The 17,737-nt window shown below is 71.9% G+C and carries 18 protein-coding genes; 8 read left to right on the forward strand and 10 right to left on the reverse strand.

Translation table 11 applies throughout. From position 1 onward, the window contains the following. Window positions 1-594 (reverse strand): mechanosensitive ion channel family protein (locus NBZ85_RS12895; protein ID WP_438803079.1); only part of this gene is annotated, 594 nt, incomplete at its 3' end. A gap of 126 nt (window positions 595-720) precedes the next feature. On the opposite strand from NBZ85_RS12895, the gene NBZ85_RS12900 reads away from it, so the two are divergent. Next, a complete protein-coding gene (locus NBZ85_RS12900; RefSeq protein ID WP_261561997.1) occupies window positions 721-2,127 on the forward strand; it encodes a cryptochrome/photolyase family protein in 1,407 nt (468 codons plus the stop codon). A gap of 336 nt (window positions 2,128-2,463) precedes the next feature. Further along, window positions 2,464-3,120, forward strand: coding sequence for a UdgX family uracil-DNA binding protein (locus tag NBZ85_RS12905; protein ID WP_261556667.1), 657 nt, complete (start codon window positions 2,464-2,466; stop codon window positions 3,118-3,120). Window positions 3,121-3,199: 79 nt separating this feature from the next. Here NBZ85_RS12905 and NBZ85_RS12910 read toward each other — a convergent pair whose 3' ends face one another. The 4 genes from NBZ85_RS12910 to NBZ85_RS12925 form a co-directional block, all read right to left on the reverse strand. Beyond that, a complete protein-coding gene (locus NBZ85_RS12910; RefSeq protein WP_261556664.1) occupies window positions 3,200-3,967 on the reverse strand; it encodes a L,D-transpeptidase in 768 nt (255 codons plus the stop codon). Continuing rightward, complete coding sequence (locus NBZ85_RS12915; RefSeq protein WP_261556663.1) at window positions 3,964-4,767, reverse strand: hypothetical protein; 804 nt, start codon at window positions 4,765-4,767, stop codon at window positions 3,964-3,966. Before NBZ85_RS12915 ends, NBZ85_RS12910 begins: the two co-directional genes overlap by 4 nt. A gap of 834 nt (window positions 4,768-5,601) precedes the next feature. Then, entirely contained in the window at window positions 5,602-6,354 is a 753-nt protein-coding gene (gene pdxH / locus NBZ85_RS12920) for a pyridoxamine 5'-phosphate oxidase (RefSeq protein WP_372517728.1), read from the reverse strand. A 30-nt stretch (window positions 6,355-6,384) separates the two neighbouring features. Then, entirely contained in the window at window positions 6,385-6,771 is a 387-nt protein-coding gene (locus tag NBZ85_RS12925; RefSeq protein WP_261556662.1) for a toll/interleukin-1 receptor domain-containing protein, read from the reverse strand. A 399-nt stretch (window positions 6,772-7,170) separates the two neighbouring features. On the opposite strand from NBZ85_RS12925, the gene NBZ85_RS12930 reads away from it, so the two are divergent. Both NBZ85_RS12930 and serC read left to right on the forward strand, forming a co-directional pair. Beyond that, the gene (locus NBZ85_RS12930) at window positions 7,171-8,280 is read left to right on the forward strand and encodes a citrate synthase 2 (protein ID WP_261556661.1); all 1,110 of its coding nucleotides are present in this window, start codon (window positions 7,171-7,173) and stop codon (window positions 8,278-8,280) included. Continuing rightward, complete coding sequence (serC, locus tag NBZ85_RS12935; RefSeq protein ID WP_261556660.1) at window positions 8,273-9,397, forward strand: phosphoserine transaminase; 1,125 nt, start codon at window positions 8,273-8,275, stop codon at window positions 9,395-9,397. The genes NBZ85_RS12930 and serC overlap by 8 nt, the downstream gene beginning before the upstream one ends. A gap of 129 nt (window positions 9,398-9,526) precedes the next feature. Here serC and NBZ85_RS12940 read toward each other — a convergent pair whose 3' ends face one another. The 3 genes from NBZ85_RS12940 to NBZ85_RS12950 all read right to left on the reverse strand — a co-directional run bounded on the left by NBZ85_RS12940 (window position 9,527) and on the right by NBZ85_RS12950 (window position 13,797). Then, window positions 9,527-10,894, reverse strand: coding sequence for a citrate synthase (locus tag NBZ85_RS12940; RefSeq protein WP_261556659.1), 1,368 nt, complete (start codon window positions 10,892-10,894; stop codon window positions 9,527-9,529). Between the two features lie 271 nt (window positions 10,895-11,165). Continuing rightward, window positions 11,166-11,933, reverse strand: a complete 768-nt coding sequence (locus NBZ85_RS12945) for a response regulator transcription factor (RefSeq protein WP_261556658.1) — start codon at window positions 11,931-11,933, stop codon at window positions 11,166-11,168. A gap of 97 nt (window positions 11,934-12,030) precedes the next feature. Then, entirely contained in the window at window positions 12,031-13,797 is a 1,767-nt protein-coding gene (locus NBZ85_RS12950; RefSeq protein WP_261556657.1) for a sensor histidine kinase, read from the reverse strand. A 318-nt stretch (window positions 13,798-14,115) separates the two neighbouring features. On the opposite strand from NBZ85_RS12950, the gene NBZ85_RS12955 reads away from it, so the two are divergent. Next, window positions 14,116-14,547: a MarR family winged helix-turn-helix transcriptional regulator gene (locus NBZ85_RS12955; RefSeq protein WP_261556656.1), complete on the forward strand. Its 432-nt coding sequence runs from the start codon at window positions 14,116-14,118 to the stop codon at window positions 14,545-14,547. Between the two features lie 44 nt (window positions 14,548-14,591). Here the strand turns inward: NBZ85_RS12955 and NBZ85_RS12960 are convergent, their stop codons facing one another. Then, window positions 14,592-15,605 (reverse strand): Gfo/Idh/MocA family oxidoreductase, encoded by a 1,014-nt coding sequence (locus NBZ85_RS12960; protein ID WP_261556654.1) that lies wholly within the window; start codon window positions 15,603-15,605, stop codon window positions 14,592-14,594. A gap of 129 nt (window positions 15,606-15,734) precedes the next feature. On the opposite strand from NBZ85_RS12960, the gene NBZ85_RS12965 reads away from it, so the two are divergent. From NBZ85_RS12965 to thpR, 3 genes are read left to right on the forward strand one after another with little or no spacing between them, the layout of a single operon-like run. Further along, window positions 15,735-15,962 carry a helix-turn-helix domain-containing protein gene (locus NBZ85_RS12965; protein ID WP_372517727.1) on the forward strand — a complete coding sequence of 76 codons (228 nt, stop codon included), beginning with the start codon at window positions 15,735-15,737 and terminating at the stop codon, window positions 15,960-15,962. A 4-nt stretch (window positions 15,963-15,966) separates the two neighbouring features. After that, the gene (locus NBZ85_RS32670; protein ID WP_261556653.1) at window positions 15,967-16,581 is read left to right on the forward strand and encodes a Clp protease N-terminal domain-containing protein; all 615 of its coding nucleotides are present in this window, start codon (window positions 15,967-15,969) and stop codon (window positions 16,579-16,581) included. Window positions 16,582-16,595: 14 nt separating this feature from the next. Further along, window positions 16,596-17,174: an RNA 2',3'-cyclic phosphodiesterase gene (gene thpR, locus NBZ85_RS12975; protein ID WP_261556652.1), complete on the forward strand. Its 579-nt coding sequence runs from the start codon at window positions 16,596-16,598 to the stop codon at window positions 17,172-17,174. A 10-nt stretch (window positions 17,175-17,184) separates the two neighbouring features. On the opposite strand, the gene NBZ85_RS12980 is transcribed toward thpR, so the two are convergent. Further along, window positions 17,185-17,737 (reverse strand): winged helix-turn-helix domain-containing protein (locus NBZ85_RS12980; RefSeq protein WP_308205177.1); only part of this gene is annotated, 553 nt, incomplete at its 5' end.

The following is a 17,737-nucleotide window of genomic DNA, read 5'->3' on the forward strand; positions in this document are numbered from 1 at the left end:
CACCCCGACCACGATCACCCCGGTCAGAGTGGCGAGGACGGCCCAGAGCAAGGGGGTCGTGACGGAGGTCGCCAGGCCCACCTCGTCGAGTCCGGCCTTGCCGAACGCGATCACGAGCACGGCGGCCACCGTGTTGCCGGCCGCGTGCGCGTAGCTGAGGCCCCGCAGTGCCTCGCACACGAAGGTTCGGGCGAGCCGGGCCAGGCTGACCCCGATCGCGATGATCACGATCGCGAGCAGGGTGTGCAGGAGCAGCGTGAGCAGCTCGGTGACGGTGTCCTCGGCGGCGCTCGGGCCGAAGACACCCACGGCGACGCGCAGTACGGCGAGCAGCCCCAGGCCGGCGAGTACCCGCACCGCGCCCGTGCGAAGGTCCGCCGCCGGCCTGCGTAGCAGGGCCGGCAGGCCGCACCGGTCCAGCACCCGGTCGATGCCCATCCGGCTCGCCAGCACGCTCAGCAGCCGTGCCAACGCCCGGACGAGCAGGCCGCCGAGCACGCAGATCGCGAAGAAGACCCCGATTTTCGGCCCGGTTTCCGCGATGCGGGACCAGGCATCCGAGAAGCCGCGATCCCACGCGACGGCGACGGTCACCTGCACTCGGCAATCATAAGCTCACAGTAATATTCTGATGACTCACAGCAATAGATCGGCGGTTCCTGTGCTCGCCGTTCCGCGTCGTCGCGGCGGGGACGGGGCTGCGGGCTAACGTCCGGTCGCATGACGGTGTCGGTCTGCTGGCTGCGGCGGGATCTGCGACTGGGTGACAATCCGGCGCTGCGTGCGGCAGCGGACGGGGCCGACGAGGTGGTGGTGCTGTTCGTCCTCGACGACGCGCTGCGCCGCCCGGCCGGACCGGTCCGGCTCGCGTTCCTCTACCGCTGCCTTCGAGAGTTGGACGAGCGGCTGGGCGGCCGGCTGTGCGTGCGGCTGGGCGATCCGGTGGACGTCGTCCCCGCGGTGGCGCGGGCCGTCGATGCGGGCCAGGTGCACATCGCCGCGGACCACGGACCCTACGGGCGGCGTCGCGACGGCGAGGTCGAGCAGGCGCTGCGCGCCGACGGCCGGGAGCTCGTCCGGACCGGATCGCCGTACGCGATCGCGCCGGGCCGGTTGGCCACGGCGGGCGGAACGCCGTTTCGTGTCTACACCCCGTTCTACCGAGCGTGGAAGGAGCACGGCTGGCGCGGCCCCGTCGCCGAGCCGGAAGGGGCGCGCTGGGCACAGTTGACCTCGGACGGCATCCCGGCCGATCCGGACCTTGGTGCCACCCGCCTACCCGTGGCGGGCGAGCGGGCCGCACGCGAGCGGCTGGCCGAGTTCCTCCACGGCTCGCTGGCCGGCTACGCCGAGCGGCGCGACGTGCCCGGGGAGGACACCACCTCGCGGCTGTCGCCCTACCTGAAGTACGGCTGCATCCATCCGCGGAGCGTCCTCGCCGAGCTCGCTCGGGTCGCCGGCTCCCCCGCTTCCCCCGCCTCGCCCGCCTCGTCGGCCGAGCCGAGCGGCGGGGAACGTGACGCCGAGAAGTTCCGTTCGGAGCTGGCGTGGCGGGAGTTCTACGCCGGCGTGCTCGCGGCAAACCCCGCGTCCGCGCGTGCCGATCTGACCGACGCGCTGGCCGACATGGCATATGACCCGCCGGAGGCCGGATTCGAGGCCTGGAAGTGGGGGTGCACGGGGTTCCCCATCGTCGACGCGGGCATGCGCCAACTGCTCGCCGAGGGCTGGGTGCCCAACCGGGTGCGCATGATCGAGGCGTCGTTCGTGTGCAAGGACCTGCACGTCCACTGGCGCCACGGGGCGCGGTGGTTCCTCGGCCGGCTGGTCGACGGCGACCTGGCGTCGAATCATCACGGCTGGCAGTGGACGGCCGGTACCGGCACCGACCCCGCGCCGTACTTCCGGGTGTTCAATCCGGTTCTGCAGGGCCGCACCTATGACCCGGACGGGACCTATGTGCGCCGGTGGATACCGCAGCTGCGCGATGTGCCGCGGGCGAAGGTGCACGAGCCGTGGACGCTGCCGGGCGGGCCGCCCGAGGGATATCCGGCGCCGGTGGTCGACCACGCTGTCGAGCGGCGGGAGGCCCTGGTCCGCTACGAGGCGGCTCGCCGCGGCGGCTGACCAGCCTGACCAGCTCCGAACCAGGAGAGCGAAGCCATCATCGATGCGATCAGTTAGCGGATAGATGGCTTACCCGCAAGCGCGACACGTGTCGCGAATCCGACACCAGGCGTTGTCCAGTCCGATGGGTACGGCGGGCGGGGATTGGCCACCCTTGTCCCAGGGCAGGGAGTGTGTGGGCAGGGATCTCCCGCTCTAAGCCCGGTGGAGAAGTGACGGGCTCCGCCGGAGGTGGTCGCGCCCGCGTGGGATGTGGAGGGCAACCCACGCGTGGCGCGCCACGCCCACCTCTCTGGATCGCCGGTCCAGGCGTCCGCTTGAATCTGCGGGGTGAACATGCAGCCCGTCGCGGTGCCTTCCGGTGCGGATCTGCCGACACTCGCCTCTGCTGCCGCCGAGTGCCGTGCGTGCGACCTCTCGGAGCTGCCCGGAACCCGAACCGTCTTCGGCGCGGGCCCAGCCCGCACCTGGCTGGTGGTCGTCGGCGAGCAGCCAGGAGACGTGGAGGACCGCAGGGGCCGGCCCTTCGTCGGCCCCGCCGGCAAGCTGCTCGACCGTGCACTCGGCGAGGCCGGGCTGGACCGGGCCGAGCTGTACGCGACGAACGCCGTCAAGCACTTCGGCTACCGCACGGGCAACGGACCCCGGCGCATCCATCAGACGCCGCAGGCGCGGCACGTCGCCGCCTGCCGGCCATGGCTCGCCGCCGAGCTCAACGCCATCCGGCCGTCGCTGGTCGTGGTGCTGGGCGCGACGGCGGGCTCGACGCTGCTCGGGCCGTCGTTCCGGGTGACCCGGATGCGCGGGCGGCTGCTGCCTGGGCCGCCCGGATCAAACGCCCAGCTGCTCGCGACGCTGCACCCCAGCGCCGTGCTGCGAGCGGACCCGGCCAGCTTCGACGAGGTCTACGGCGGGTTCGTCGCGGACCTGCGAATCGCCGCCGCGACTCGGCCCGCTTCGGCCGACGGCGACCGGGAACCCCCGTCGTCCTGACAACCTGACGGACCAATCTGACGGACCAACCTGACGGGCCAACCTGATCCGGCTTGACGAGCCGGGACGGCCGGCGAGGTCAGACGACGATGTCGACCGGAGTGCCCAGCGGGACGGTCTGGGCCAGGCGGGTGATCGCGTCGTTGCTCAACCGGATGCAGCCGTGGCTGACGTCCTTACCGATCATCTTCGGTTCGTTCGTGCCATGCAGACCGATCACCGGCTTGTGGCCATCGAAGGAGCTCAGGGACGTCGAGAATCCGTTCAGGCCAAAGGCGTACGGGCCGTAGGCGCCGTTCGGGTTGCGTGGCCGCAGCAGCTCCATCAGGTAGAAGCGCCCGCCCGGGGTCGGCGTGTCGGTGGTGCCGATGGCGACCGGCTCCTGCGCGATCTGCTTGCCGTCGCTGAACACCTGCAGTAGGTGGTGACCGCGGGACACGACCAGCCGGTAGGGCGTCTCCGACGCGCTGACCTGGTCGGCTTTGACCCAGCCGGTGCTGCCGTTGGGCTGGACCGGCAGCATCACCTGCCACCAGCCGGGCATCTTCGCCTGGACCAGGAAGATCCGCTTGACGCCGTTCTCGTTCGGACTTGCCAGCGTGGAAGACGGCTGGTTGTCCGTTGGGGCGCTGTAGATGTCGACGCTGGTGCCGACGGCGGTGACGACCGTGCTCTTGCTCTGCCCGAGGCCCGCGATGGCGGCGAGCTGGTTGCGGACCTGCGGCGAGAGGTTGGTGGCGGCGTTCTGGCTGCCGTCGCCGCCGCCGCACCCGACCAGCACCGCGCCGCCGAGAGCAGCCGCGAGGATCCCCGCGGCCGTCCTCGGACCGAGCCGGCCGATGATCATCTGGTGTAGTGCGGGTCGGCCGTGACGGCGCGACTGACGGCGGGCGCCGCGACTGGCAGCGGCGCGGGCGCCGGGATCGCCGGCGGCACGCTCGACGCGCCGCCGCAGTTCGACACGCCAACGGTGGGCACGGTCACGAGCAGGAGCTTCGTCTCGGCGTCCCAGGGCGACCCGACCACGGCGAGCGCCTTCGACGGGAGGTCGACGGTCTGCTTCGGGCCGATGGTGAGGATGCCGCCGCCCAGGTTGGTGTCGAACCAGCCGAAGCCGAAGCTCTTGTCGCCGGTGTTCTTCAGCTTCCAGGCCGGCTCGCTGCCGTTGCAGAGGAAGGTCAGGACGAGGGGGTTGGCGTCGATGTCCTCGACGCCGTTGATCTCCTTGTCCAGGGGGACCTTGAAGGGCAGCAGGTCGAGGAACCCGTCGAGGGTCGGGTCGCCGGTGCCCTCGGTCGAGGCAGCCGCCGCGGCCGGGGTGGCCGAGGCCGAGACGCTCGGGTCGACGCCCGCCGTGACGCCGGCGACCGGGCTCGGCGTGGCGCTCGGGTCGAGGCTCGCCGCCGCGCCCGGGTCGGCGGTCGCGCTGGTCGTGGCCAGGGGGAAGGCGGCCGGCGTCGGAGCCGGAGCCGGGGTCGCGCTGGGCGACGCGGGCGCGCCGGCGGGGCTGGCCGGGGTCGGTGAGCTGACGGCGACGGTCTCGGTCGGCGAGGGCGTCGGCGTTTCAGCGGACGCCGGCGAGGCCAGCGCGATCGCCGCCACGCCGAGAACACCGGCGACCACGGCCCGCATTCTGGTGCTGCGCATGAATCCGTCTCCCTGGACATCTGCCGGGTCAGGAATACCTCGATGGAAGCATTGATCAAAAATAAGGTAGCAACGCGGCGGTCGTCCCGGTACGCCCGGGTCCGTCGTAGCGGGACCGTTGGGGGAACGACGCGGTGGTTCGGGGTCGTCCGGAGGTGTTCGTTGCTACCGGCCGGCGTTGGGATGAACGGGATGCTGAACGATGGTCTAACGGCCAACAGTGATCGGTCCGGATGAATCGGGTGACCAAGTCAGGTCCGGTGACTGTCTGCGGTTGGGTTTCCCGGGACCTCGACGGTTGGGTTCCTGCCGGCCGGTGGTTCTGTCTGGCGGTGGTTCCGGCTGGCCGCGGTTCCGGCCGGTGGGTGACGTGCGCACCCTCGCCTCCGTCACCCGCGCCCCTGCCCATCCCCCTCTCGACCGTCCCCGGCCGAGTTACCCCGTCGACGGCGCCTCGCGCGGGCTCGCCCGCTTTGGCCGTCTGTCCTACCCCGGCCGGCGCGGGTCGTCGCGATACCCCGGCCCATGGCCGCGAAGGATCCCGCCACACCGGTTCCGCCGGCGGCGGAACCGGCTGAATCCGGCGCGCTGTAACTGTTTCATCCGGCCGGTGCCCTCGTGGATTCGATTGGGCGGGTCAGCCTGAGCCGAGGCAGCAAAAGGAGGGCTGACCGGCGTGACCACGCATCGTGTCATCGCGGGTTTTCCCGGCATCCGCAGAGAGGGAATCCAGTTGCGGACCGGCGCTTCCGAATGGCCGATGGCGACACCGCCGCGAGCGCGGACGTCGGGGCCGGATGGAGCTGCCGGGACGGGTGACGGCCGGCGCGGTCGTCAGGGGGAGAGGCGTTCGACGATCCACCGGTCCGCGGCGCAGGCGCGGCGGTAACGCAGCCTGTCGTGCAGTCGGTTCGTCCGGCCCTGCCAGAACTCGACGGTGTCCGGCACGAGGCGCAGCCCGCCCCAGAACGGCGGGGTCGGCACCGGGGTTCCCGTGGGCCAGCGGGCCGCGAGCTCGGCGTCGCGGGCGGCCAGGACGTCCCGGGACTCGATGATCTGCGACTGGTGGCTGACCCAGGCGCCGAGCTGGGACCCGCGGGGCCGGGAGGCGAAGTAGCGCTCGGTCTCGGCCCGGCTGACCCGTTCCACGGTGCCGATGGCCACCACCTGCCGCTCCAGGGCATACCAGGGGAAGACCAGCGAGCCGAAGGGGTTCTCGGCGGCCTCTCGACCCTTGCGGGAGGTGTAGTTCGTGTAGATCACGAATCCGCGCTGATCGAAGCCCTTGAGCAGTACCGTGCGCGCGCTCGGCCGGCCGTCGGCGGACGCGGTGGCGAAGACGGTCGCGTTGGCCTCTGGGACGCCCGTGCCCGGGGTGGTCGCGTCGGCGAACCAGCGGGCGAACTGTTCGACCCAGGTCGCCGCGAGCTGATCCGGTTCCAGCCGGCCGGTCTGGTAGCTCTGCCGCAGCCCGGCCGGGTCGGGCGCGTCCGGTCCGGCCTCATCGGAGGCCGGCGGGTCGGGATGGGGCACGGCGGGAGAGGCTGCGCGGTGGGGGAAGGCGCCTGGCGGCGGGATGGATGCCACCCTGGGATCGTGCCAGCGGCGCCCGCGTACTCAGCCGAGCTCGCGCAGGACCGTGGCGACCCCGCGGTCCCAGTCGCTGGTCAGGTCGAGGCAGGGCTGGCCGCCGATCCGGGCGGGGGCATCGGTGCCGGACAGGACCACCGGCAGCATGATGATGCCGCGAGCCACGAGGTCCCCGGCGAGCGCCGGCAGGAATTCCTGTGCTATCCATGGCGCGTGAATTCCCAGGGTGGAGTGGCCCAGCACGAGAAAGTCCGCGGTGGCGAGGGTTTCATTCATGAACATGGGCACGGTGTCGCCGATGCGTATCTCCCAACGGTCGAGGTGCACCGCATGGCCCACCGCGTTGACCGCCCGCCCCAGCCGTTCGGCGACGGCGATGTCCGCCGCGCGATGACTGATGAAGACGAACGCCATGATCTCCCAAGCTCCTGATCCAGTTGTTAGCGCAGCGTGACCGCCAGTCAGTCAGGCCATTTCCTGCTGCCGACCGTAGCGCGACGCGATCTCCGTTGGTCGGCCGTCCCCGGCGTCGATTTCGGCAGCTTGTTGCAAATAGCCGCACAAACGGACAAAGTGCCTGTGACTCATCTCATAAATTGTTGTTTAAGTGCGCCGGGGTTGGCGAACTGTGAGGACGCCGCGCCCGCCGGCGCTCGACGCGAACCGCGCGAAGCGGAGGCGGTCTGGCGCGTCCGGATGCCGCGGGGCAGGATCGGATGGAGTAGGACCGACGAGGCAGGACTACAGCGGGCCGCCGGTCGAAGCGACCGACCGCCGGTCGAACCAACAGACAGAAGCGGAGATCCGGACTCGATGGCCGAGAAGACAAGCGATTTCAAGCCAGGTCTGGAAGGCGTGATCGCCTTTGAGACGGAGATCGCCGAGCCGGACAAGGAGGGCAGCGCGCTGCGCTACCGCGGGGTCGATATCGAGGACCTCGTCGGCACGGTGGACTACGGCCACGTCTGGGGGCTGCTGGTCGACGGCGCGTTCGAACCCGGGCTGCCGCCGGCCGAGCCGTTCCCGGTGCCGGTGCACTCGGGTGACATCCGGGTGGATGTGCAGAGCGCGCTGGCGATGCTCGCCCCCTACTGGGGCCTGGGCCAGCTGATCGACATCGCCCCCGAGCAAGCCCGCGACGACCTTGCCCGGGCATCGGTGGTGGCGTTGTCCTTCGTCGCGCAGTCGGCCCGGGGCCTGGGGCAGCCCGCGGTGCCGCAGAAGGAGGTCGACCGGGCCCGCACCATAACGGAACGGTTCATGATCCGCTGGCGCGGCGAGCCGGACCCGAAGCACGTCCAGGCCGTCGACGCCTACTGGGTGTCGGCCGCCGAGCACGGCATGAACGCGTCCACCTTCACCGCCCGGGTGGTCGCCTCGACCGGCGCCGATGCCTCGGCCGCGCTGTCCGCCGCCGTCGGTGCGCTGTCCGGGCCCCTGCACGGCGGTGCCCCCTCCCGGGTGCTCGCGATGCTCGACGAGGTCGAACGCACCGGGGATCCGCTCGGCTACGTCCGCCGTGCCCTGGACCGCAAGGAGCGGCTGATGGGCTTCGGTCACCGGGTGTACCGCGCGGAGGACCCGCGCGCCCGGGTGCTGCGCCGCACCGCGCGCGACCTCGGCTCCGACCGCTACGAGGCGGCCGAGGCGCTCGAGGCGGCCGCGATCGAGGAGCTGACCAACCGCTTCCCCGACCGTCCGCTGCGCACGAACGTGGAGTTCTGGTCGGCCGTGGTGCTGGACTTCGCCGAGGTCCCGGCCCATATGTTCACGTCCATGTTCACCTGCGCCCGCACCGCGGGCTGGAGCGCCCACATTCTCGAGCAGCAGCGCACCGGCCGACTGATCCGCCCGTCCGCCCGTTATGTCGGCCCCGACCCGCGCCCGCTCAGCGACGTCGTGCCGGGGGTGCCCCGTGGCTGACGCCGCCGCGATCGAGCTGCCCGAGGCTCTGCGCCCGGCCGACGGCCGTTTCGGCTGCGGTCCGTCGAAGATCCGTCCGGAAGCCGTGGCCGCCCTGGCCGCCAGTGGCGCGACCTACCTCGGCACCTCCCACCGGCAGAAGCCGGTCAAGGGCCTGGTCGGCCGGGTACGCGCGGGGCTCGCAGAGCTGTTCTCGCTGCCCGCCGGCTACGAGGTCGTGCTCGGCATCGGCGGTGCCACCGCGTTCTGGGACGCCGCGGCTTTCAACCTGGTCCGGAACCGGTCCCAGCACCTCGTCTTCGGCGAGTTCGGTGGGAAGTTCGCGGACACGACGAAGGGCGCGCCGTTCCTGGCGGACCCCTCCGTGGTGTCCTCGGCGCCGGGAACGCACCCGGACTGGTCGCCCGAGGCCGGCATCGACGCCTACGCCAGCCCGCACAACGAGACCTCCACCGGTGTCGCCCGCCCGGTGCGCCGCCCGGTCGGCGGCGACGCCGGCGCCCTGCACCTGGTCGACGCCACCTCCGGCGCGGGCGGCCTGCCCGTAGACGTCGCCGAGGCCGACGTCTACTACTTCGCGCCGCAGAAGAGCTTCGCCTCCGACGGCGGCCTGTGGGCGGCGCTGATGTCGCCGGCGGCGATCGACCGGCTCGCCGAGATCGCCGCGACCGACCGGTGGATCCCGCCGTTCCTCGACCTCACCACCGCCCGCGACAACAGCTCCAAGGATCAGACGTACAACACCCCGGCGGTGGCGACGCTGTTCCTGTTCGCCGACCAGATCGAGTGGATGCTCGCCCAGGGCGGCCTGGACTGGTGCGTGCGCCGCACCGCCGAGTCGTCGTCGATCCTCTACACCTGGGCCGAGAAGACGCCGTACACGACGCCGTTCGTCGCCGACCCGGCGCAGCGCTCCCAGGTCGTCGTGACGATCGACTTCGACGGCGTCGACGCCGCCGCGGTGGCGAAGGTGCTGCGCGCCAACGGCGTCGTCGACGTCGAGCCGTACCGCAAGCTCGGCCGCAACCAGCTCCGCGTCGCCTGCTTCCCGGCGATCGAACCGGCCGACGTCGAGGCCCTCACCGCCAGCATCGACTACGTGGTCGAGCGCCTGTAGCAGCCTGTAGCGGCGGATGGCGCAGCCGGAAACGACGATGGCCCGCGAGGAGGACCTCTCCTCGCGGGCCATCGTCGTCGGCGTGGCACCGCCGGGGACTCTGGGTCGGCGGCGGCGCGGGCATCCGGGTCAGCGCAGGGGGCGCTCCGGGGCGGCCTGGGCGGCCTGGGCGGCGATCGGGTCGGCCTCGGTGTCGGCGGTCGCGCCACGGTCGTCCATGGGGACGTAGGGGCGCTGGTCGTAGCCGACGTAGAGCTGGCGCGGGCGGGCGATCTTCTGCTCGGGGTCGAGCAGGCCCTCCTCCCACTGGGCCAGCCAGCCGGGCATCCGGCCGATGGCGAACAGCACCGGGAACATCTCCACGGGGAAGCCCATGGCCTGGTAGATGATGCCGGTGTAGAAGTCGACGTTCGGGTAGAGCTTGCGGGCGATGAAGTACTCGTCCTCCAGCGCGATCCGCTCCAGCTCCATGGCCAGGTCCAGCAGCGGGTTCGTGCCGGTGACCTTGAAGACCTCGTCGGCGACCTGGCGGATCACCCGGGCGCGCGGGTCGTAGTTCTTGTAGACCCGGTGGCCGAAGCCCATCAGCTTCTTCTTGCCGTCCTTCACCTGGGCGATGAAGGAGGGGATGTTCTCGACCGAACCGATCTCGGCCAGCATCCGCAGCACCTGCTCGTTCGCGCCGCCGTGCAGCGGGCCGTAGAGCGCGGCGATCGCCGCGGCCGCGGCCGAGAACGGGTCCGCCTGCGAGCTGCCGACGGCGCGCATCGCGTTGGCCGAACAGTTCTGCTCGTGGTCGGCGTGCAGGATGAACAGCACGTCGAGGGCGTGCTCGAGGTTCGGGTCCGGCTCGTACTTGAGCTCGGTGGCCTTCCACATCATGTTCAGGAAGTTGCCGGCATACGACAGGTCGTTGTCCGGGTAGACGTACGGGAAGCCGACCGAGTGCCGGTACGAGTACGCTGCCAGGGTCGTGATCTTGGCGATGAGGCGGACGATCTGGAGGCGACGCAGGCCTGGGTCGTCGATCGTCTTGGCATCCGGGTAGAAGGTCGACAGCGCGCCCACGGTGGACACCAGCATGCCCATGGGGTGGGCGTCGTGGTGGAAGCCGTCGATGAACTTCTTGATCGACTCATGCACCAGGGTGTGGTGCGTGATCTCGTCTTCCCAGGTCGACAGCTCGTCGGCCGCGGGAAGCTCACCGGCCAGCAGCAGGTACGCGACCTCGAGGAAGCTGCTCTTCTCGGCGAGCTCCTGGATCGGGTAGCCGCGGTAGCGCAGGATGCCGGCGTCACCGTCGATGTAGGTGATGGCACTGCGGCAGCTCGCGGTGTTCGTGAACGCCGGGTCGTACGCCATCAACCCGAAGTCGTCGTCGCTCGCCTTGATCGAACGCAACGCACTCGCGCGTACCGTGCCGTCCGTGACCGGGATCTCGTACGTCTTGCCGGTTCGGTTGTCGGTGACGGTCAGTGTGCTGACCTGCTCGGACACGCCGGGCTCCTCTCGCGGTGGCGATGCCGCTGGTGACGGCTCTGGCCCCAGCCGGGGCGCGCATCCGGGTACGGAGCGCTCACGCCGGTTTGCTGGCTCACATGGTTCTTCCCAAGTCTGGCCGTTCGCGGCTGCACATGCGCGTGATCGGTGAGCCTCATCCCACGTGTGCTGCGCCACCCCTTGTAGGAGAAGACTTCTCCCAGCTGCGGTGATGCGACGGGACACCCTCGGTGAAGACGCAGACACCCGCCCGACCGGCCGGTTGCACCTACCCGAACGGGGAGAAGCCACTCTGGTGCCCGGAGCCACTCGTCACCCGCGTTCCCGGCGTGATAACGGGCGGAGCGCCAAGGGGTGTTCCCGCGGCGGCGCCCGGCTCCGCGACGGTCCGCAGCCAGGTGATCACGGCGAGCACCCGACGATTGTCGTCCGCGGACGCCGGCATCCCGAGCTTGCTGAAAACCCCGGCGATGTGGTTCTCCACGGTCTTCGGCGCCAGATGCAGGCGGGCGCCGATGCCGTGGTTGGACCGTCCCTCAGCCATGTGCGCGAGCACCGTGCGTTCCCGCGGGGTGAGTCGGGCCAGATCGTCGGCGCGCCGCCGGTGGGCGAGCAGACCCGCGACGATCTCCTCATCGAGTACGAGCCGACCGTCGATCAACCGTCGCAGTGCGTCCTGGAGCGCCACGACGTCGTCGACCCGGTCCTTGAGTAGGTAGCCGAAGCCACCGCCGCCACCACCGCCACCGCCGAGCAGGCGCAGCGCGTAGGGCGTCTCGGCGTAGGTCGACAGGACGAGCACGGCGATCTCGCGGTGCTGGGCGCGGATCTGTTCGGCCGCGACCAGACCCTCGTCGGTGAACGTGGGCGGCATCCGGATGTCCAGGATCACCGCGTCCGGCCGGCTGTGCCCGAGCCCGCGGAGGAGCTCGTCGGCGGTGGCGGTCTGCGCCACCACCTCGGCGCCGGTGGCGGTCAGCAGCATCGCCAGCCCCTCGCGGAACAAGGCCGAATCGTCCGCGATCGCTACCCGCACGGGTCAGGTCTCCTCTGCTCAGCCTGGGCAGTTCTGGTCGGCGCAAGCCTGGTCGGCGCAAGCCTGGTCGGCGCAAGCCTGGTCGGCGCAAGCCTGGTCAGCACGGGATGCTCGCCGTCAGCCGGGTCCCGCCGCCCGACGGGCTGACGATCACCAGCGCGCCGCCGAGTGCCCGGACCCGGTCGGTGAGGCCCGCCAGGCCGCCCCCCTCGACGGCGGTGGCGCCGCCCTTGCCGTCGTCGGTGACGTCGATGCGCACGACGCCGTCGTCGTAGCGCACCGCGACCCGAGCCCGGCTGGCCCCGGCATGCTTGACCGTGTTCGTGAGCGCCTCGCAGATCGTGTAGTAGGCGCCCGCCTCGAGCACCGCCTCAAACCGCGCCGCGGGAACGTCCATTTCGATTTCCATCGGCAGCGCGGCGGTGACCACTTCCAGGGCCGGCCGAAGCCCGCCCTGACTCAGCACGGCCGGATGGATTCCCCGCGCGAGGCTGCGCAGGTCCGCCAAGGCGTGGCGCAGATCCTCCCGGGCGGCCTCGATGGCAGAGATCGTATCGGGATCGGTGGCCTTCGTCCGGGCGAGCCCCAGTCTGGTGGCCAACGCCAGCAGCCGCTGCTGCGCGCCGTCGTGCAGGTCGCGCTCCAGCCGGCGTCGCTCGTGCAGACCGGCCTCGACGAGGCGGGCCCGGGAGGCGCGCACGGCTTCGAGCTGCGCGGCCACCGTGGCGTGCAACTGGGCGTTCTCCAGGGCCATGGCGCTGGCGCGCACGGCCGCCTCGACCAGGTCGCGGTTACGCCGCATGGCAGGTGCGGCGGCGATCACCGCCAGCGGCGCCCCGGCCGCGGTCCGCACCGTCATGACGAGCTCGGCGGCGCCGGCCGGCGGCGGTGGCCGGACGACCCCGTCGGCGTCGACGTGCTGGTCCTCCCCGGGCAGCCACAGGTGGATCTCGGCGGAGTCGTCGTGCAACGCCGCCCGCAGTGCCGCGCGGACAGCCTGCGCGTCCGGCGGGGTGGGCAGCGTCGCGAGTAGCTGCGCGATGCGGGCCCGGACGAACACCCGGCGCAGCACCGCCGCCGCGAATGCCAGCGGGATCGCCAGCAGGGTGAGGGAGACGGCGATGAACTCGGGCCCGATGCTGGCGTCGCTCGGGTTGTAGACGAAGAAGTTGACCGTCGCCGCGAGGACGAACGCCAGCAGCAACGCGAGCGCCACCGGGAAGAAGATCCGCCGGTCCAGCTCGGAGTACCGGCGCAGCCGCCCGCGGACGACGAACAGGAAAATGACGGCGAGTGCGAGGGTCAGGCTGTCGAGAATCCAGACCACGGCGTCGAACGCTCCGTGGCCGATCGGCTCGCCGTACCACCAGACGTCGGGGTGAGCGGAGTAGCCGAACCATTCCGGCCGGCCGATGCCGAGCAGCCCGAGGTTCGCCAACGGAATGACGAGCACGGCGACGCCCAGCAGCACCCGTTCACCGTTGTTCTGCAGCTGCCCGGTCGGGTAACGCAGCACACCCCAGCCGAGGCAGACCCAGAAATGGGAGTAGGCGAAGGTCGACACGAGCGCGGACGGCCCGGCGTCCCAGCCCGCCGTCCAGGACAGCGGCCAGAGCAGTCCGCCCAGGGCCATCGCCGCGGTGACGCTGCCCAGCGACTCCTCGCCGTTGAGCATGGCGGCCGTGAGCACGAACGCGAGCGCCACCACGACGTTGAGGGCCGCGGCGAACGGGCTGTGGTCGAACGCGGGCCACTGGCTCGCGATCGCAACGGCGGCGGTGACGGTGCCGCCGACTGCCAGACACCACGGGCGGTGGCGGGCGGCGCACGCGGACAGTCGGCTGGACAGACGCGGATGCGGCACGTCAATCGACGCTACGTAGCCAGAATCTCACCCGACAAGCGTCGCACACGCCGATCGTCGGATTGCGGGTTACCCCCCACTTCCCGCCAGGAGATCCCCTAGCGAACTGTGGAGCTCTCCCCGAAGCCATCGAGTCCATGCGGGGTGGAACCTGGTTGGCACGGATCGGTGTCCTCGGTGGTCGTACCCGGAGCAAGACGCCGAGCCGTGCCGGGGTCGGCCGCCGCCGGGGGGTGGCCGACCCCCTTTGTCGTTTTCTTGGCGTGGGATCCGCTGAATAGCCCATTCTTCGGCCCCTCGGGCGAGTACCGTCAGAAGATGGAGACCGAGACGGTGTATGACGCCGAACTCGCGTCCGCGCTGCGGCTGTCGGTGATGCGGCTTTCCCGACGAATGCGCCAGGAGCGGTCGAGTCAGCTCACCCCCACGCAGACGTCCGCGCTGGCGTCGCTGGAGCGCCATGGCCCGATGACGCTCGGGGAGATGGCTGCGCACGAGCGCGTCCAGCCGCCTTCGATGACGCGGGTCATCGCGCATCTCGCGGTCGCCGGGCTGGTCGAGCGCCGCCCGCACCCCACCGATGGGCGGCAGGTGATCGCCGAGGTCACGGAGAAGGGGCGAACGTTGCTCAGCGACGACCGTCGGCGCCGGGACGAGTGGCTGACCGACCGGCTTGCGGCGCTGTCCGCCGAGGAGATCGCCGCCCTGACCCGGGCGGCGCCGATTCTCGACGCCCTCGCCGGCTCCTAAGTCACCCGGCTCGCCGTCACAGCATGACCGTCACAGCATGACCGTCACAGCTCGACCCAACCGCCGCGCTGGTGGGAGGTGCGGGCCGCGGCGATGAGCCGGTTCGCGGTGAGCAGGTCGTGGAAGGTGGCGCCCCGGACCAGCCGCGCGTCGTCCAGCTCGGTGGCCCGCACGACGTCGTAGGTGGCCTCCATCAGCCCGGGCCGGGCGGTCGGCGGGGTGGGCAGCAGCAGGTCGTGCACGCCGGTGTCGTCCTGGCGGCGGACGCGGCGGCCCTGGACGACGATGCGCCCGGAGTCCCCGCACACGGTGATGGTGGCGGTGCCCAGGTTGCCGCCCATCCGCTCGTTGATCAGCACCGTGGCGCCGCTGGCTGAGAGCAGGGCCAGTGTCACGGGCGCGTCGGGCGCCAGCGTGGGGGCGGGCATCGCGGCGGGATCGGCGCAGACCGCCAGGATCTCCCCGCACCAGCGCATCGTGAGGTCGATGATCTCGACTCGGCCGGTCGGCCCGGTCGGCGCGCCGACCACGGTCATCTGAGTGAGCCGGCCCAGCGAGGGGACCGTGGCCGCTACGTGGGTGGCCGCCGGCCAGGCCCGGCCGTCCAGGGCCACCACGTGGGCGAGGTCGGCCTCCTCGGCCAGGTCGGCGACGGCCCGCAGCGTTTCCGCCTCGGCGGTGGCGGGACCGGCGAGCAGCACATGCAGGCCGATCTCGGCTGCCCGCCGGGCGACGATATCCGAGCCGGGTGGTGGCATCTCCACGCAGACCGCCTCGATGTCGTCCGAGAGCAGGGCGAGCAGATCGGCGTAGGCGCGGGGGACCCCCGCCTCGGCCGCCCAGGCCAGCGACTCCAGCGGCTCCGGGGCGAGCAGGCCGACCACCGCGACCCCGGCGTCGCGCAGCACTCCGGCTGTCGTGCTGTCGGAGCCGTCGGTGACCAGCGCCATCGCGAGCGGAAGGTCGGGCTCACGGCGCCGGACGAGCCGTCGCAGTTCCCGCCAGCTCGCGGACAGTGCCGGATCGCGCGGTGGCACCAGCTCGGGAAGCGTCGTCACGGCTCTGATAGTGCTCCCGGGCCGGGGGCGGTGGTCAGCGATGGCACCGATTGTCGCGGAGAGCGGAAAGCGTCCCATCTTGTCAATCAAGGTTGACACTCCCGTTGGTGTCAACGTAGGTTGACGTCCATGAACATGACCGCTACGAAGCTCGCCGGGGCGGCCTCCGACGACGATCCACGGGTGGGTCTCGCCGCCGTCGCCTCGCTGCGAGCCCTGTTGGAATCACTCGAGGAGCTCCAGGTCGCCAGCGCCCGGCACAGGGGCTGGTCCTGGCAGGAGATCGCCGACGTGCTCGGCGTGAGCCGGCAGGCCGCGCACAAGAAGTACGGGCGCCGGTTCGGAAAGGGGAGGTAAGGCGGTGTTTGAAAAATTCACGCCGCAGTCCCGTGCCGTCGTGCGCGCCGCGACCCAGGTGGCGGCGGCCTTCGAGCACGACCGGGTGCACAGCGGCCACCTGCTGTTCGCCATCGTCACCGAGGGCGGCGCCGTCGGGCGTGCCCTGGCCGGCCTCGGGCTCGACGAGCCGTCGCTGCGCGCCGAGCTGCACGGGGCCCGGGTGCTCTCGCGCGGTGGCCGGGAGGTGGACACCGACGCCCTGGCGGCGATCGGGGTGGACTACGAGGCCATCCGGGCCGCCGCCGACGAGCGGTTCGGTGCCGGTGTGCTGGGGCTGACCATGGTCCGCAAGGCCCCGCGGCGGTCCTGGTGGCGGCGGCGTCCACGGCCGCGCGGGCCACGTTTCTCGGCCGAGGCGGGGCGGGCGTTGAAGCGCGCCGTGCGGCTCGCGGCCACCCGCGGCGACGGCGACCTCACGCCGCTGCACCTGCTGCTGGGGATGCTCGCCGACCAGTTCTCGCTGGCCGCCGGGATCATCGTGCGCCGCGAGACGAGCCTGGAACAGGTCCGGCACGCGGCGGCCGCGGCGGCCGCGGCGGCCGCCGCGGACGACGCCGACCCGGGAGCACGGAGCTGACCGCGCGGCTGTTCGTGGCCGCCGTGCCGCCGGCCGCGGTCACCGACGCACTGTGCACCGCGGTGCACCGGGCCCGGGCGGCCGCTGCGGACCTGCGCTGGTCGGCGCCCGATCGGTGGCACGTCACCCTCGCCTTCCTCGGCCCGGTGCCGGACGAGCGGCGGGCCGACCTCGACACCCGGCTCGCCCGGGTGGCGCGGCGGCATGGCCCGATCGCCGTCGAGACCGTCGGCGGCGGGCACTTCGGTGACCGGGTGCTGTGGACGGCGGTGCGGCCCGGGTCCGCGGCGGTGTCGGGCGGGGCGCTCGCAGGGCTCGCGGCCGGCGTACGGCGGGCGGCCGAGCGGGCCGGCGCCGGCGCCGTCGCCAGGGCGGACGATCGGCCGCTGCGGGCGCACCTGACCCTCGCCCGGGTGCCTGACCGAAGCCGCCGGGCGCTCGGCCCGCTCGTCGAGATGCTGCGGGCCGATGTGGAGCCGCTGCCGTGGACCATCGACCGGCTTGCCCTGATGAGCAGCGTCGACGGCGCCCCCGGCACCCCCCCGATGTACCGCGAGCAGGCTTCCTGGCCGCTCACCGGCACCGACCGGTGAGCGGCCGCCGTCAGGACGCCATAGCCGGATCGAGCGGGCGGTAGCGGTAGCCCACCCGGCGGATCGTCTCAATCCGGTACCGGTGCTCGGGGCCGAGCTTGCGCCGCAGCCTGGTCACGAGGACGTCGACCGTGCGGACGTCCGGGGCCGTCGCGTCATCGGCCTGGTGCCCCCACACCGACGACAGCAGGGCCTGGCGGCTGTGCGCCTGCCCGGGGTGGTGGACGAAGAAGTCCAACACCTCGAACTCGAGGTAGGTCAGTTGCAGCGCGCGGCCGTCCACCGTCGCGAGCCAGGCGGTCCGGTCGATCCACACCCCCGAGCGGGGTGGGCGCTGGTCGGGCCGAGCCGGGGCCACGGCGACGGCTCCGGCCGCCCGTGCGTGGGTCGGCGCGGGCACGGGCTGCCGGGGAAGGGTCGCCGCCGTCCCGACGGGCGTGCGCTGCGGCGTGGTCGCCAGGCGTGGCCGGTACGGGAGGGTGGTCGTCTGCGGGGGCATCGCTGGCCTTTCGGTCAGTGGTTCTTCCGGTCGCCGGGAGCTGCGGCGCTGGGCCGGGCGGCCC

Origin of the sequence: Frankia tisae, from assembly GCF_025403405.1 — a bacterium.
GTDB lineage: Bacteria > Actinomycetota > Actinomycetes > Frankiales > Frankiaceae > Frankia > Frankia tisai.